General features: G+C 42.6%; 16 protein-coding genes. All 16 read right to left on the bottom strand.

Annotated elements, in window-relative coordinates:
* Window positions 1–159: 159 nt before the first annotated feature.
* Complete coding sequence (mfd, locus tag AM592_RS18235; protein ID WP_053605114.1) at window positions 160–3,693, bottom strand: transcription-repair coupling factor; 3,534 nt, start codon at window positions 3,691–3,693, stop codon at window positions 160–162.
* A 65-nt stretch (window positions 3,694–3,758) separates the two neighbouring features.
* Window positions 3,759–3,989 carry an anti-sigma-F factor Fin gene (locus AM592_RS18230; RefSeq protein WP_053605113.1) on the bottom strand — a complete coding sequence of 77 codons (231 nt, stop codon included), beginning with the start codon at window positions 3,987–3,989 and terminating at the stop codon, window positions 3,759–3,761.
* A gap of 60 nt (window positions 3,990–4,049) precedes the next feature.
* Window positions 4,050–4,610 (bottom strand): aminoacyl-tRNA hydrolase, encoded by a 561-nt coding sequence (gene pth / locus AM592_RS18225; protein WP_053605112.1) that lies wholly within the window; start codon window positions 4,608–4,610, stop codon window positions 4,050–4,052.
* Between the two features lie 322 nt (window positions 4,611–4,932).
* The gene (locus AM592_RS18220; protein WP_053605111.1) at window positions 4,933–5,562 is read right to left on the bottom strand and encodes a 50S ribosomal protein L25/general stress protein Ctc; all 630 of its coding nucleotides are present in this window, start codon (window positions 5,560–5,562) and stop codon (window positions 4,933–4,935) included.
* Between the two features lie 69 nt (window positions 5,563–5,631).
* Entirely contained in the window at window positions 5,632–6,585 is a 954-nt protein-coding gene (locus AM592_RS18215) for a ribose-phosphate diphosphokinase (protein WP_053605110.1), read from the bottom strand.
* A gap of 20 nt (window positions 6,586–6,605) precedes the next feature.
* Window positions 6,606–7,976: a bifunctional UDP-N-acetylglucosamine diphosphorylase/glucosamine-1-phosphate N-acetyltransferase GlmU gene (gene glmU, locus AM592_RS18210; protein ID WP_053605109.1), complete on the bottom strand. Its 1,371-nt coding sequence runs from the start codon at window positions 7,974–7,976 to the stop codon at window positions 6,606–6,608.
* Between the two features lie 179 nt (window positions 7,977–8,155).
* Window positions 8,156–8,446: a septation regulator SpoVG gene (gene spoVG, locus AM592_RS18205; RefSeq protein WP_053605108.1), complete on the bottom strand. Its 291-nt coding sequence runs from the start codon at window positions 8,444–8,446 to the stop codon at window positions 8,156–8,158.
* Window positions 8,447–8,655: 209 nt separating this feature from the next.
* A complete protein-coding gene (ridA, locus tag AM592_RS18200) occupies window positions 8,656–9,033 on the bottom strand; it encodes a 2-iminobutanoate/2-iminopropanoate deaminase (protein WP_053605107.1) in 378 nt (125 codons plus the stop codon).
* A gap of 19 nt (window positions 9,034–9,052) precedes the next feature.
* Complete coding sequence (gene purR / locus AM592_RS18195; protein WP_053605106.1) at window positions 9,053–9,874, bottom strand: pur operon repressor; 822 nt, start codon at window positions 9,872–9,874, stop codon at window positions 9,053–9,055.
* Window positions 9,875–9,931: 57 nt separating this feature from the next.
* Window positions 9,932–10,801, bottom strand: a complete 870-nt coding sequence (gene ispE / locus AM592_RS18190; RefSeq protein WP_053605105.1) for a 4-(cytidine 5'-diphospho)-2-C-methyl-D-erythritol kinase — start codon at window positions 10,799–10,801, stop codon at window positions 9,932–9,934.
* 199 nt (window positions 10,802–11,000) lie between these two features.
* Window positions 11,001–11,177 carry a small, acid-soluble spore protein, alpha/beta type gene (locus AM592_RS18185; RefSeq protein ID WP_053605104.1) on the bottom strand — a complete coding sequence of 59 codons (177 nt, stop codon included), beginning with the start codon at window positions 11,175–11,177 and terminating at the stop codon, window positions 11,001–11,003.
* A 146-nt stretch (window positions 11,178–11,323) separates the two neighbouring features.
* Window positions 11,324–11,590 carry a biofilm formation stimulator Veg gene (gene veg / locus AM592_RS18180; protein ID WP_053605103.1) on the bottom strand — a complete coding sequence of 89 codons (267 nt, stop codon included), beginning with the start codon at window positions 11,588–11,590 and terminating at the stop codon, window positions 11,324–11,326.
* Between the two features lie 221 nt (window positions 11,591–11,811).
* Window positions 11,812–12,699, bottom strand: a complete 888-nt coding sequence (yabG, locus tag AM592_RS18175; protein ID WP_053605102.1) for a sporulation peptidase YabG — start codon at window positions 12,697–12,699, stop codon at window positions 11,812–11,814.
* 334 nt (window positions 12,700–13,033) lie between these two features.
* Window positions 13,034–14,428, bottom strand: a complete 1,395-nt coding sequence (locus tag AM592_RS18170) for an L-cystine transporter (protein ID WP_053605101.1) — start codon at window positions 14,426–14,428, stop codon at window positions 13,034–13,036.
* 229 nt (window positions 14,429–14,657) lie between these two features.
* Window positions 14,658–15,533, bottom strand: coding sequence for a 16S rRNA (adenine(1518)-N(6)/adenine(1519)-N(6))-dimethyltransferase RsmA (gene rsmA / locus AM592_RS18165; RefSeq protein ID WP_053605100.1), 876 nt, complete (start codon window positions 15,531–15,533; stop codon window positions 14,658–14,660).
* Window positions 15,526–16,086 carry a ribonuclease M5 gene (gene rnmV / locus AM592_RS18160; protein WP_053605099.1) on the bottom strand — a complete coding sequence of 187 codons (561 nt, stop codon included), beginning with the start codon at window positions 16,084–16,086 and terminating at the stop codon, window positions 15,526–15,528. Before rnmV ends, rsmA begins: the two co-directional genes overlap by 8 nt.
* Window positions 16,087–16,294: the final 208 nt, after the last annotated feature.

Raw genomic sequence — 16,294 nt, 5'->3', positions numbered from 1 at the left:
CATAAAAAGGGAATATACACTTTATTGCAATATTTTTTCCATCTATCTCGCAATAACGGGCAGTAACACAGTGGGGACGCATTGTACCAGGATAATTTACTTAGACGTCCTCTTGCCACGCTTCACCAGCAGTCTAAACCCCACTGATTAAGGTTCACTTTATGAGGAAGCAATGGTTTGCTTTTTGACGTTTTTCAATCCTTTGATGATTTTGATCGTTTTTTCGATTGAAACCTCAGGCTCATCACCTTTTGTTTGTATGGAGATTTTCAGCTTCTTGCCTTCCATTCCCAACCCGATTTGCCTTCCAAATTGGGTGCTAAGCTGGAATAATTTATGGCCATCAATTTTAGCGCTTGCACCCTCTTCAATCATGATTTTAATAGCATCCTTCTCTTGCTTAATCGTCTCAATCCGCTCTTCTTTTGCGTAAATTTTCATTTCAGATATAGCGAAAAGGTACTCAACCTCTTTTGGATACTCGCCAAAGCGGTCGATCATTTCATCCTTCAATTCATTGACATCCTCTTCGGATGAAATTGCCCTGAACCGTTTATACATATCAATTTTTTGTTTCCCGTCGGAAATATAGCTCTCCGGAATATAAGCATCCGCATCTAGGTCTATTTCCGTTTCAAAGAGATCCCTTGATGTGGTATCCCCTTTTCTTTCTTCAATTGCTTCCTTCAGCATTTGAGAATACAAATCAAAGCCTACTGAGTCGATAAAGCCATGCTGCTGAGCACCAAGGAGGTTTCCTGCGCCTCTAATCGTTAAATCTCTCATTGCAATTTTGAAGCCCGATCCAAGCTCGGTGAATTCTTTGATGGCTTGCAGCCTCTTTTCAGCAACCTCTGTTAATACCTTGTCTTTCCGGTAGGTAAAATACGAATAAGCGACACGATTCGACCGGCCGACACGTCCCCTTAACTGATAAAGCTGGGAAAGTCCCATTTTATCGCCGTCAAAAACGATCAATGTATTGACATTAGGAATGTCTACTCCTGTTTCGATAATTGTTGTGCTGACCAGAACGTCCGTCTGCCCATCGAGAAAATTCAACATGACTGCTTCCAGTTCATTTTCTGTCATTCGTCCGTGGGCAAAGGCTATCTTTGCGTCAGGGACCAGCATCGATAGTTCCTCGGTTTTTCTTTCAATGTCTTCTACACGATTATATAGGAAGTACACCTGGCCGCCTCGCGCCATTTCCCTTTCAATGGCTTCCTTCACAAGTGCCCCGTTATATTCGACCACATAGGTTTGAACAGGAAACCGGTTTTCCGGAGGCGTTTCAATCACGGAAAGATCACGGACTCCGAGCATCGACATATGAAGAGTACGCGGGATTGGCGTCGCTGTCAGGGTTAACACATCTACGTTGGCCTTCATTTGTTTAATTTTTTCTTTATGGGTCACGCCGAACCGCTGCTCTTCATCAATGATTAAGAGCCCTAGATCTTTGTAAACAATGTCCTTTGATAATAGCCGATGGGTTCCAATCACGATATCGATTGTCCCGTTTTTCAGCCCTTTGGTGGTTTGATTGAGTTCTTTTCTGGTGCGAAACCTGCTTAACAACCCGATGCTTACCGGATAATCCTGAAATCTCTCCTGAATCGTTTCAAAATGCTGCTGGGCAAGAATAGTCGTCGGTACTAAAATCGCAACCTGTTTGCCGTCAGCAATCGCTTTAAATGCTGCTCGGATCGCAACTTCCGTTTTTCCGTAGCCAACATCTCCGCAAAGGAGGCGGTCCATCGGACGTTCCCGCTCCATATCCTTCTTAATTTCATTGATCGATCGAAGCTGATCGTCTGTTTCTTGATAAGGGAAAGCTGCTTCAAACTCCCTTTGCATTTCGTGATCTGGCGAAAAGGCATAGCCCTTGCTCGCTTCTCTTTCGGCATAAAGCTTAATTAAATCATCCGCAATATCCTGAACAGAAGATTCAACTTTTTTCTTTACCCGTTTCCAATCACTTCCCCCGAGCTTATACAGCTTCGGCTCTTTGCCCTCGGAACCTACATACTTTTGCACGAGGTCAATCTGGTCAACAGGCACGTAAAGCTTATCGCTCCCCTGATAATGCAGATTCAGATAATCCTTGTGAACGCCGTTTATCGTAAGCGTCTCAATCCCTAAATATTTGCCTATTCCGTGGTTGACGTGGACAACATAGTCGCCTACCTGCAGCTCAGAATAGCTTTTTATCCGTTCGGCATTCGTCATTTTTTGCTTACGAGGCTGTTTTTTCACTCTTTTTTTGAATAACTCTTCCTCAGTAATCACCGCAAGCTTTAACAATGGGAGCTCGAATCCGGATTGCAGATCCCCCTCAATTATGTAGGACTGCCCGTGAACGAGCTTAGTGTGATGGTCAGTCTCAGCAGCCTCTATTTCATAATCGTTCAGGACAGAAGCAAGCTTCGAAACCCGATCCTTGCCGGCTCCTAAAAACACGATCGTATATTTTGATTTTTTATACCGTTCCAATTCTGTGGTAAGCACATTCATCTGCCCGTAAAAGCTTTGCATTTGCTTGCACGAGACGTTCACGATATTTTGCGGGCTTGTGTTGTGCACATGCCTTAAAAATAGGGAGTAGTATAACATAGGCCGCTTTTTCTTTGACAGCAGGGATTGAAAAGGAAAAGAAAGAGTGAGATCGTGAAGAATTTTCCCTTCCTCCAACAAGCTGGTTGTCCATTCTGCCTCTTCTTTTTTAAGCTGTTCTTCCATTTCATAGATTCGGCTGATTTCGTCTAAAAGAACAAGCGTATTATCAGGAGTGTAATCTAGCAAACTAGCAGGAGAGTCGTAAAAATACGACAGGTACTTCATCATTTCCTGATCGACATCGCCGTTTAACAGCCTTTCTTTATCCGCACTGATATTTGCGTGCAAGCTCTCCTTATGCTTATCAAGCTGCAATTTTTTCAGACTGTCGCTTAGGCCTTCATCGATTTTTTCGATTGCGCGATCCAATTCGCTCTTCCCAACAATCAGCTCCTTAGCAGGGCCAATTTTCACCTGCTTTAATTGATTAAGAGAGCGCTGGTCATCACTGTTAAACGAACGGATACTATCTACTTCCGTATCAAACAGCTCGATCCTGACCGGGTGATCCTCTGTTAATAAATAAATATCGATGATTCCGCCTCTTATGCTGAAATCACCTGGTGCTGACACAAGATCCGTCCGTTCATACCCGAGTTTTACAAGGTACTCTGCAAATTTCTGCGGCTCAATCTCGTCGCCGAGAGAAATGGATTTCTGGCAGCTTTTCCAAAGACTCGCTGGTGGAAGCATTCTTCTTACCGCCGCTACTGGAGCGACGATTACCGGAGCCTCTCCTTCTACAAGCTTATTCAGCACGTCGAGCCGCTGCGCCCTAAGCTCAGGGCTTGCAACGGCAATTTCAGCGGAAATAAGTTCATTGACCGGGTATAAAAGCACCTGCCTGTTCGTAATGAGACCGGATAAATCCTCTGCTACTTTCTGCGCTTGATACAGATTATGGGTAATAAAAAATAAAGGTCTCGATTCCTTATATGAAAGGGCGGATGTAAACAAAGAACGGGCGGAACCCGATAAGCCCGCCAGCATTTGCTCTGTCAAACCCTCTTTTAGCCCTGTTACAATAGATTTAAAGTCATCACTTTCTTGAATAAACGATCGAATATTTTCCATGGGGCCCTCCTCATTGGCTTCCATAACAGAAAAATGCCTTGGTCTTAACGACACCAAAGCTCATTTTATTGAATAAAATTTCCATATTGATGATAGTCGGGATTACGCTCAAGTGCTTCTTGGCAATCCTCGCAAATCGTTTTAACGTGAAGATCACCGTTACCTCTATAAGAAATCATATCGTTTCTTTCCTCATTTGTTAAGTGATTAAAGCCTAATTTTTCACTTTCTACATTTGAAAGTTGCAGCGTGCCGACTTTTACCCCGCAGTGACGGCAGTGATAATGCACAGCCATAATAAAGCCCCCAGCCTGAAGTTTTTCTTCTATTATGGTCGCTGCAATCTCATTTTATACCTAAGCGTTGAATTTATTCATCACTTCCAGAAACGGATGTGACAGCGAAGCTTCACAAGCTTTAACAGCCATAGATACCACCTCTTCTGTCTCATTTAATTCATCACTGGTGAATTTCCCTAATACATAGTCGACCACCTTCATGCCGCCTTGTGGCCGTCCGATTCCGAGCCGGATACGATTGAATTCTTGGGTGCCGAGATGCTGGATTAACGATTTGATTCCGTTATGTCCGCCGGCACTTCCTTTCATCCGTAAGCGGATTTTCCCCAGCGGAAGATCTAAATCATCATAGATTACCGTTAACTGGCTGATTGGTGCGTCATAATAATCAAGAAGCGGTCTCACGCACTCTCCTGATAAATTCATATATGTAAGAGGTTTGACGAGCAGAACCTTTTCTCCGGAAACAATCCCCGTACCGATTTGTCCGTTAAATTTTGCTTTCGTCATTGCGATGTCCCATTCTCTTGCCAATTGGTCAATGGCGATAAAGCCAATATTATGTCTTGTTGAATCATAATTTTTCCCTGGGTTTCCGAGTCCCGCAAACACATGCATAAAAAAATCCTCCTTTACACGATTAGTACGCTTTTATGAAGAAAGAGCATACTAAAAGACGCCACGTGCATGCAAAGACGCGTGACATTTCGTATAAATCTATATTTATTATCCCGCAATGCGACAGCTTTGAAGCTTGTAATCGATCATTCAGCCAGCGGAAAATAGGCTGAAATTACAACACTACTGATTGAAGATTCATTTTATCCCGTATTAACGGGCAGTAAGACCCTCACTGATTGAAGTTTCACTTTATTTTTGCCAAGTTCTCTTTATTCTAGCATAAAAGACGCAACCCCGGGAGGATTACGTCTTTGTGTATTTACTCTTCTTTATTTTCTTCTTCTTTTTCTCCAATGACTTCCGGTTCAGCAGCTTCATCTTCTGATTCTTCAAGTTCTTCAGCTGCTTGCGGAGGAAGAATGGAGGCAACTACTTCATCACTGTCATGATTGAAGGTATAGTCAGCCGCAGCCTTTAACTCTCCAATCGTTATTACTTCATTCATCTCCAGAGCGGATATATCGACTTCGATTGTTTGAGGAATGCTTTTCGGCTTCGCTTTAATTGACAGCTCATACAAAGGCTGCTGAAGAACTCCTCCGTCTTTCACGCCTTGTGCTTCTCCTTGAAGTGAGACAGGAACATCGACATCAATCTCAGCCCCCATATCGACCACATGGAAATCCGCATGCAGCAGCTCGTCTTTTATCGGATCTGTTTGTAATTCGTAAACCATTACTGACTGTTTTTTGCCGTCAACTTCTAATGTAATGATTGTGTTTTTCCCTTCATCACGAAGAGTTTTTAATAGAGCTATGCTGTCAAGATATACGGGTTGGCTGTCTGTATTTTTTCCGTAAATCACGCCAAGCACATTTCCTTCTTGCCGAATTTTCCGATTGGAAGATCGATTCAATTCTAAGCGTTTTTTTGCTTTAATAGTAGCCATACATTCACAATCCTTTCGTTATGTTTATCTTTACCCTATAACGAAAGAATGTAAACATTCTGGTGAAAATTAATCAAATAAAAAACTTACCGACTGGGCTTCATGAACACGGATAATTGCTTCAGCAAGCAAAGGCGCTACGGAAAGCTGTTTTATTTTATTAATTTTCTTCTCTTCTGCAAGCTCAATTGAATTCGTCACGACTAGCTCTTTTATCTTTGAATTTCCAATCCGATCAATCGCAGGTCCCGACAAAACAGGGTGTGTACAGCATGCATAAACTTCCGACGCACCGTTTTCAACCAATGCATTTGCCGCAAGCGTGATCGTGCCTGCCGTATCAATAATATCATCAATTAAAATCGCCGTTTTCCCTTCAATTTGACCGACGATATTCATAACCTCTACTTCGTTTGGTCTAGGGCGGCGTTTATCGATAATCGCGATCGGAGCCTTCAACCGCTCAGCAAGCTTTCTGGCTCGTGTTACACCGCCGTGGTCAGGCGAAACGATAACCACATCATTCAAGTTTTTGCTTTCGAAATAATCACCTAAGATTCGTACACCCATTAAGTGATCGATCAAAATATCGAAGAAGCCCTGAATTTGAGGAGCATGCAGATCTAAAGCGATTACTCTGGTCGCTCCGGCCGTTTCCAAAAGATTTGCAACCAGCTTAGCCGTAATCGGTTCACGGGCACGGGCTTTTCTATCCTGGCGGGCATATCCGTAATAAGGCATTACGATATTAATGGTTTTTGCTGACGCCCGTTTTAACGCATCCACCATAATAAGCATCTCCATAATATGCTCATTGACAGGTGCACTTGTAGATTGAATAATGTAGCAATCACAACCGCGGATACTTTCTTCTATGTTGATTTGAACCTCACCGTCGCTAAAACGGGTGACTGAACATTTCCCTAAATCGCAGCCGACATTTTCGGCAATTTCTTTTGCAAGCTCAGGATTTGAATTTAAAGAAAAAATCTTTAAACTGCCGTCCCTGTATTGTTTAGACATCGATAACCTCCGAAAAGCTTTTATTTTTTTCTCATTTTTTTGACATAATCTTCTTTATTGACTTGTCTTGCTCTGGCTATAGATAATGAATCCTCAGGAACGGTTTCTGTAATCGTTGAGCCTGCTGCAACATATGCACCTTTTTGTATGGTTACCGGCGCAACCAAATTAGAATTGCAGCCGATAAATACGCCGTCTTCAATCTTTGTTAAAAACTTGTTTTTACCATCATAATTGACCGTAATCGAGCCACAGCCCAGGTTGACATCTGTTCCTACCTCTGCGTCACCGACATAACTGAGATGGGATGCTTTGCTGCGGTCGCCAAACTGTGTTTTTTTGATTTCTACAAAATTGCCAATCTTCACGTCGTTTCCAATTGTAGAATCTGGGCGAATATGAGCGAACGGCCCAATCGATACATCGTTTCCTACCTCACTGCTGCTGACGACTGACTGTTTGATGACTGAACGGTCTCCGACTTTACAATTTTCAAGTTCACTGTTTGGACCGACCAGGCAATCCTCGCCAATGGCAACCTTTCCTTTAAGAATCGTTCCTGGATAGATCACTGTATCCCGCCCTATGACAGCTTCCGGAGAAATGTACGTGTTGTTAGGATCAATCAGGCTGACACCGTTTTGCATATGCCGCTTATTGATCCTCTGACGCATGTATTCCTCAGCCATCGATAGAGCAACTCTATCATTAACACCAAGAGTCTCCTTAAAATTCTCAGTTTGGTAAGCTGCAACGGATGAGCCTGCATTTTTTAGAATTTCAATGACGTCAGGGAGATAATATTCCCCTTGTACATTGTCATTAGAAACCTGCTCCAAGGCTTGAAATAAAGCTTCGTTATCAAAACAGTAGGTGCCTGTATTTACTTCTTGTACAAGGCGTTCCTCCGGTGTAGCATCTTTATGTTCAACAATTTTGCTAACTTCACCTTTTGCCCCGCGGATAATTCTACCGTATCCTGCAGGATCTTCCGCTAATGCGGTTAGCACAGTTGCTTTTGCATCTTGTTTTTTATGTTCAAGTAAGAGAGCTTCCATCGTTTCCGCCGTAATCAGCGGTGTATCTCCGCAAATCACTATGGTTGTGCCTTGTTCATTGGCAAGATGCTCCTTAGCCTGTTTAACGGCATGTGCTGTGCCTAACTGCTCATTTTGCAGAGCATATTCGCTTTTTGAACCGAGCTGCTTCCGTACTTCCTCTGCGCCATGTCCGACAATCGTCACAAGCTTTGACAATGATAGCTTAAGAGCTTCATCTGCAACATGCTCAACCATAGGCTTTCCGCACACAGGATGCAGTACTTTATACAACTTCGATTTCATTCTTGTCCCTTGACCTGCCGCTAAAACAACTGCAAAGCGCTTATCCATTCATTAGCCTCCAATACCTATTATCCATAGAAAAATATATCCTAAATGGCTTTTGATTTCAAGGTGAGTTCAAAAAGTACATTATTTTCCTCTATCTATAAATGATACGGGACATTAGGGTTTCCACGTTTTATTGGCACAAAAAAAAGCCTATTAAATAAGGCTTTTTTTCCTATTTTTTAAGAAGCCCCAGCTTCTTCATATTCGATTTCTTCCTCGCCTAGTCGATGGTATTCATTCAACACAGCTTCTTGGATTTTTCCACGGGTACTAGAATTGATGGGATGGGCAATATCACGAAATTCTCCGTCTGGTGTACGTTTGCTTGGCATAGCAACGAACAAGCCGTTGTTTCCATCAATCACTCGGATATCATGGACGACAAATTCATGATCAAGCGTAATGGATGCGATCGCTCTCATTCGGCCATCGGTATTCACGCGGCGTAATCTCACGTCTGTAACCTCCATAGTAGTTCACCACCTTTTCCCAATATAAAAAACATTAATCTAAAGATTCAACGAATTATTTTAATTTCCTGCAAAATTGTAAAAATATTTTAGAAAATTTGGGAAAAAATACACAAAAAAACGGTGATTTTGCAACATATCAAAATCACCGTTTTTTTCACTTTACACCGCGATACTCACGACGGCTTTTGCAAAGGCCTCTTATTTAATTACTTTACAAGCGCAATGACTTCAATTTCAACTAAAACGTCTTTTGGCAGCCGTGCCACTTCGACACATGATCTGGCAGGACGATGCTCAGAAAAATATTCTCCGTATACTTCATTTACATCTCCAAATTGATTCATATCTGCAATAAAAACCGTAGCTTTGACAACAGTATTCAAAGAAGCGCCGGCCTCTTTAAGGACAGCCTTTAAATTTTTAAAGACTTGATGCGTTTGTTCCTTTATATCTCCGTTAATCAATTCTCCTTCTGCCGTCAATGGAATCTGTCCGGAGCTGTAAAACATATTGTTTACAATGATTCCTTGTGAGTAAGGCCCGATTGCCGCAGGCGCGTTTTTTGTTTGAACTACTTTAGTCATTTTCATCTCTCCCGTCTTTTTATAGAAAACTCATATAGTTTCCATCGCGGATTTCAACCGCTTTTTCTTTTAGGTTGATAGCGGAAAGGGTAAGCAGGGACATATATTCATCGACCAGTCTCTCGTTTACTTCCTCCGCTTCCACTAGCACTCCAATTCCTGCAACAGTCGCATTGAACTCATCCAGCAAATTAATCATCCCGTTGATTGTTCCCCCGGCTTTCATGAAATCATCAATAATCAAGACTTTCGATCCGGTTTTCAGGCTTCTTTTTGCCAGTGACATGGTCTGAATCCGATTCGAAGAGCCGGACGCATAATTAATGCTTACAGTCGATCCTTCCGTCACTTTATTGTCCTTTCTCACAATGACAACCGGCACATCGAGATAGCTGGCAACAGCGTAAGCCAACGGGATTCCTTTCGTTGCCACTGTCATTACGACATCGATTTCTCTGGCGGAAAAAGCGGATGCGAAGATTTTCCCCGCAGTTGACAGGATAGAAGGTTTACCTAATATATCTGTAAAGTAGAGATAGCCTCCAGGCAGCACCCGTTCAGCATTAGCCAGAGACTCTCCCAGCTTATGTACATACCTTTTTGCTTCATCCGCACTGATTCTCGGAATGTACTTCACTCCCCCGGCTGCTCCAGGGACTGTGAGGAGGGTTCCGATTCCCTGCTGTTCAAATGTCTGTTTGATAATCGCCAAGTCTTCACTGATGGATGATTTGGCTGATTCATACCGTTCTGAAAAGAAGGTTAAAGGCACTAGCACGTGCGGGTGGGTTAACATATAATTCGTTAAGTCCACCAACCTTCCACTCCGACGAAATTTCATGCACAATTACCCCCAGAATCCGAATATTTTATTGATAATATAACTTAATATACGGATTTAATCAAGGTCATTCTGCTCTCCTATCATGCGTACAGCATATACTTGATCACAAAACCCTCTTAGTCCGTTGTATATTCTGTGAACTTTTGATTCATATTGCACAAGTCCGAATACAGTAGGGCCGCTGCCGCTCATCAAGACCGCATCGGCACCGAATCTCTTCATTTGGTTTTTAATCATCGACACCTCGGGGTGCATTTGCAAAGTCACCGTTTCAAGGATATTGCCCAAATGCTTGCACATTTTAGGAAAGCTTTTTTCTTCAATGGCCTGAACCATCTCCTGGACTCGAGGATGGCAGGCATCTTTAAGGTTCAACTGCTTATATACTTCACCTGTAGAAACCCCGATTGTTGGTTTGGCAAGAACGACCCAGCAATGCGGAGGAGTTCCGATATGCTTAATTTTTTCTCCGCGCCCGCTGGCCACTGCCGTACCTCCGTACACGCAAAAGGAAACGTCTGACCCGATTTGCGCCCCCAATTCTGCCAGCTCGTCCAAAGATAAATTTAGCTTCCAGAGCCTGTTCAAGCCTCTCAGCGTAGCCGCTGCATCACTGCTTCCGCCTGCGAGACCTGCCGCAACAGGAATTACTTTCGTTATCATAATAGATACGCCTTTTTTCAGGTTAAACTTTTGTTTTAATAACTTCGCTGCCTGAAAGGCTAAATTTCTTTGGTCATCCGGCACAAAACGATTATGGGAGGCGACATGTATGATATCTTCATCCAGCTCTGTAAGTTCAATCCGGTCAGCCAAATCAATGGTTGTCATCACCATCTCGACTTCATGAAAGCCATCCTGACGTTTGTGAAGAACATCCAGCGATAGATTAATTTTGGCGGGTGCTTTTTCTAAAATGCGCATCTCTTTCACCTACTTCATTTTCAAACATAAGTATGGATATTGTAACACATAACTTGGAAGCAAATCTTCTGCTTTAGGAAAGATAGAAAGCATTTTCAAAAAAAGAAGCCGGCAGAGCGAACTGCCGGCTGTCACTGTTATGGTTTAACCCTCATCAGGCGGGGGCAGCAAGACCTCCGCAAAAATGTGAAGGTATACGTTATGCTTTAGTTCTCAAATGTTCTTCTGCAAGTTCAATTGCACGCTTTGTCATGTTTCCTGCATCTCTTGCGCGAATTGCACCCCAGCCTTCATTTTTAACAGTATCATAAAAACCAAGGTCTTTTGCAAGCTCATATTTGAATTCCTCTGACATAATCCCTCGTCGTCTGCCCAAACGAAACAACCCCTTTAACGAAATTATTTACAGTTCGTGCAACTCTAATAACAGTGACCCTTTTAGCTTTCCATGAAGTCAGAGAAATTCCCCCGAAAAATATTGGGTATTCGCGGAAAAAAGCAAAAAGCAGCAAACCAAATGGTTTACTGCCCATAAATGCTACTGAGCGAAGCATCTTCGGAGAACCGTAATTCTACCGTCTCAGTCAGAATATCAGCATAGCTGTATGAAACTCGTTCAAATGAATTTTCTTCTTGATCTAGTTGTATCACAAAAACTGAAGGGTACGTCTCAGCTAAAATGCCCGAACGCTCAATTGTCTTTCGGCGGCCACCGTTTGCTTTTAACGTAAGCCTTTTTCCTAAATTACCATCAAGCGATCTTTTGATATCGGACAACGACTTCGCCATTGCATCCACCTCACTAAGGTCATTATACAACAATAGCCTAATTTAGTCAAATAAAATTTAAATTATATCAACGTTGATAAGCTATTGTCAATAAAATTATTTTGACAAACATTTTGATTTTCGCCAATATTTTTCCACATTTTCCTCCAATTATGTACGTTTCTTTTATTTGCTTTTTTAAATAGTAAAAACCGCCTGTTTCGTGTCAGGCGGTTTTGGCTCTATTGTGAGGCATTCGTGTTTGTCCGAAGCGGCATTCCCGTCCTAAGTACCCCTTTTGTTTCAATTCCGCCAAGCCCTTTTTCTCTTGTAAGCGTGTTTCGCAGGACATCCCATACATTGATGTGCTCACGGTAAGGGGTGAAGCTGATCTTTGCCACAATATAGACAGGGTCAAGCGCATGAATATTTACTCGGGATGGCGAACTGGCAAAGTTAGCTCCAGCTCGAATAAGTGATTCAAAGTGGGATTGGCACGCACCGGCAAAAATGACCAGCTGATCGAGGTGAGGTATTTTTTTTCTCGCTTTTTGCACTGTTTGGACAAAATGCTTTGAATGTCTGTATGCATTGATATCGTCAATGCTGCCTTTTTGTTTGGAATAAGCGTCGTGGCCGGTGACCACCAATATATCCGGACGGTATTTATCAAGCAGTCCCTCTATGATGAGAGGCATCTTTTTTTCATCACAATGAATGCCAAAAACGGGAACACCGATTTTTTCGTAAACGGCCAGACACTTATTTAAATACACCGAATCGCCATCTAAATGAAGCACCTTTCCCGGCATACTAAAATAGTGCTCTTGATGCCTGTAGCGGCCGGTAGCTTGATATTCGTGCTTTTCCCGCGAAAGCTTATAATCTTGTTTAAGCAAATCCAGCGATTCACTTAACCTCAAATCATTCTCTCGCTTTCTGACTAGCTGCTCTTCTTTTTTGATCGTCTGTAAGTCAGTGAATTCAGCATCAGCAACTAGTCTGTACTCATCGCCATGAAGCATGGCAATCCATTTCCCTGTTTCCAGGCGTTCGATTGAAATAATGCGAAAAACAATATCACCGTGATAGGATTTGCGTGTTACCAGGTCACCTATTTGAAATTGCATGCTTTTCACTCCACACCTATACTCCCTCTACTATAAGGAAAACTTTACATCCCCACTGCTCGATCTTATCAGACACTAACTGGCAGTTATCCTTGTCATTAGCGAAGAAACTGCCTGTTAAAGCGGGATGAAGTTCTTATCTAGCCTATGTCAGCCGGAAGAAGAAGGTGATTAATATAGGCGTCGTTTCTGCAGGTGAAAAGCTCATATGTCGCGTGAAGTGGCATATAAACCTCCTCAACAAAAAAACAGCGCACCACTGGGGATGCGCTTATTCGAACATTTTGCTTTTTTCGTAATTCTATCTTTTTTTCTTACCATGCTCACTTATCAATCAGTTTACTGTCTCTCCACTGATTGCATCCCGGCTATTGTATGTTTCAACATCGAGCTTTTTCGTAAATTTGGAAGCCAACGTACCGGACAGCATGCTATCGTTTACGTTTAAGGCTGTTCTTCCCATATCAATGAGCGGTTCAACCGAAATCAGCAAACCTGCCAAAGCCACTGGCAAGTTCATTGAGGAAAGAACGATCAATGCTGCAAATGTTGCTCCTCCTCCAACACCGGCTACACCAAAGGAACTGATGCCGACGATTAAAATCAATTGGATCAGAAAGGACGGTGAAGTCACATCAATTCCTTGAGTTGGCGCGATCATCATTGCAAGCATGGCCGGGTAAATACCTGCGCAGCCGTTTTGACCAATGGTCGCACCAAATGAAGCTGACATATTAGCAATCCCTTCATGGACACCCAATCGATTTTTTTGTGCATCGATATTCAGCGGGATCGTCGCTGCACTGGAACGCGAAGTAAAGGAAAATCCTAAAACAGGCAGTACCTTCCGAACAAACATAAACGGATTTAGTCCGGATATAGCCAGAATGATGAGATGGATGATAAACATGGCGGCAAGTGCTGCATAGGAAGCAATGACAAACTTCCCAAGCTCAACAATTCCATTGATATCTGTGCTCGCTACCGTATTTGCCATCAGGCCCAAAATACCAATTGGGGTAAGTCTCAGCACAAGCGTCACAATACGCATCACAACCGCATAAACGGCATTCACCATGCCCGAGAAACGCTCCGCTTCCTCGGGTTTCTTCCTTCTTAATCCGAGAACGGCTATCCCAACAATAATTCCAAAGATTACAACGGCAATGGTGGATGTCGCCCGCTGACCCGTTAAATCAAGGAATGGATTTGCCGGAAGAAAGCTGAGAATTTTTTGCGGCGTTGTTAAGTCCTGAATCCCGCCGAGTTTCTCCTGAAGCGCTTCTCCTCGCTCCGTCTCAGCCTGGCCAATCTCTATTTCGCCTGCATCTAATTGGAATACTGAAGCACTGGCTATCCCAACTGCTGCAGCAATCATCGCTGTTGCGACAAGTATTCCGATAATCCATGCTGACATTTTTCCAAAATCAGCGGAATTTTTCAGGTTCGTAATGGATTGAATGATCGATACTAGTACTAACGGCATCACGATCATCATTAATAAGTTGACATATCCATCTGCTGCAATGCTGTACCAATCTGTAGTTGTCACTGTTACAAATGATTCCGGACCGAATACGACCTGCAGATATGCTCCGAGGACGATACCCAATATCAGTCCGGTAAATACACGCTTTGTAAAGGAAACATGCTTTTTTTGCATATAAAGTAAGAGTCCGACAATGGCAAGCATGATTACAATATTAAGCAGAATGAAAAATGTATCCATGACAAAAAAACCTCCTTCTATTTCAATTTATTTGTTAATTAATTTAACAGCGATATTCATTTTATACATATCAGGAAGCAGGGTCAACAACTAAGCTTACAAGAATAGTCGGATTTGTTCCAATAATCCAAACTCTAAAACTAACAAAAACGGTACTGTCCATTTTCTGCAGCTTAGCGGCATTCTCGCTAATAAAGCCAGAAAGGACAATACCTTTTTCATCAGGATCCTAAAGCTTGGCAAACAAAATATTTGCTAGATGGCCAAATTCTTTTATCGAAAGGGTTTCTCCACGGCGCCTCCCGTCAATTCCCGCTGTTTCAAGCGCATCTTCAATCATCTGTTTCCCTGCTTTTTCAGCAAAAAGATTGTTGATGAGATTGTTTTGCAGCGTTTTTCTTCGTTGGGCAAAACTTGCTTTGACCAACTGGAAAAAGAAGGTTTCATTATCAACAGAAACGGCTGGTCCATCTCGAAGCGCAAGACGTATTACTGCAGAATCAACATTAGGTTGCGGCACGAAAACTGTTTTCGGCACTGTCATAACAGTCTTCGGTTCCGTATAGAATTGAACGGCAATCGATAAAGAACCGTAATCCTTGTTTGCGGGAGCTGCAGCCATTCGATCTGCTACTTCTTTTTGAAGCATGACGACAATGCTATTTAATGGAAGTTTTTCTTCTAACAACTTCATAATAATTGGGGTTGTAACATAGTACGGCAAATTGGCAACGACTTTTATCTCATCACAATCCTGAAACTCTTCGTTGATAACTGCAGCCACGTCGGCCTTCAACACATCCTGATGAATCACTTTAATGTTTTCATAAGGTGATAGTGTATCGTCAAGAATCGGCAACAACCGCTGGTCAATTTCAAAGGCAACGACCTTTTTTGCTCGTTTTGCCAATTGCTCCGTCAAAGCTCCAATACCCGGACCAATCTCAATGACACCAGTCTGATCCGTAATTCCTGCATGGTCGGCAATTCGATGAAGGATATTGGGGTCGATCAGAAAATTTTGCCCCAGGCTCTTTTTGAAAGAAAACCCGTATTTCTGCAAAATTTCTTTTGTTCGATTCGGTGTTGCGATCTCTTTATTCATTTTGTTCCTCCTGCATGACAGCTTTCATAGCTTGCTTGTATTCACTTTTCGTAATTTGAAACATTTGCAGGCGTTTTTGAAGCTGCTTGCCATTAGTATATCCTATATTTAACCGGTCTCCGAGACGTTCTCTTCTCTTTCTGGAGACAGCACTGCCTATCAAGCCATCCTCGATAAGCTCTTCCGTTGTGATTTCCAAAACCGGATCTTCCATTTCTTCATGAACGGAGCTTAGGGACTCTCGAATGCTTTCCACTGATGCGTGCTCGACCCCGATCCCGCGGTTATTTTTCGGGATGGCAAGATGCTTGGGCAAAAACGCATGCTTACAACCAGGCACGGCTTCTGCGACCGTTTTTCTAATTTTTTCTCCGGGAAAGTCCGGATCCGTAAAAATAATGACTCCTCTCGTTTGCTGAGCAAGCCGGATTCGTTTAATGACCTCTTCGCCAATCGCAGAACCGTTTGTTTCAATTGTATCCGCATCTACGGCAGATTTTATTTTTGCCGTGTCGTCCCGTCCTTCTACTACAATAATTTCTTTTATCCTCATATATTCCTCCGTCTACCGAATGAAGCCTAAAGCTTATCTTTTCATTCCCCGCTTTGGGACAGCCATTTCACGCGAATAATTTAATATTTGAAATAAAATTGAAAAAATCGAGAAAAAAATGAAACTTTTTCTCTGATGGATCGTCTAATTACTAGAAACTCGAAAAGCTCCATTCATTATAACGAAAAAAACAGAGGGTGCAAAATCC

The organism is Bacillus gobiensis (genome assembly GCF_001278705.1).
Taxonomy (GTDB): Bacteria; Bacillota; Bacilli; order Bacillales; family Bacillaceae; genus Bacillus; species Bacillus gobiensis.
The sequence above is the reverse complement of the archived record's forward strand: the minus strand, read 5'-3'. Positions and strand labels throughout refer to the sequence as shown.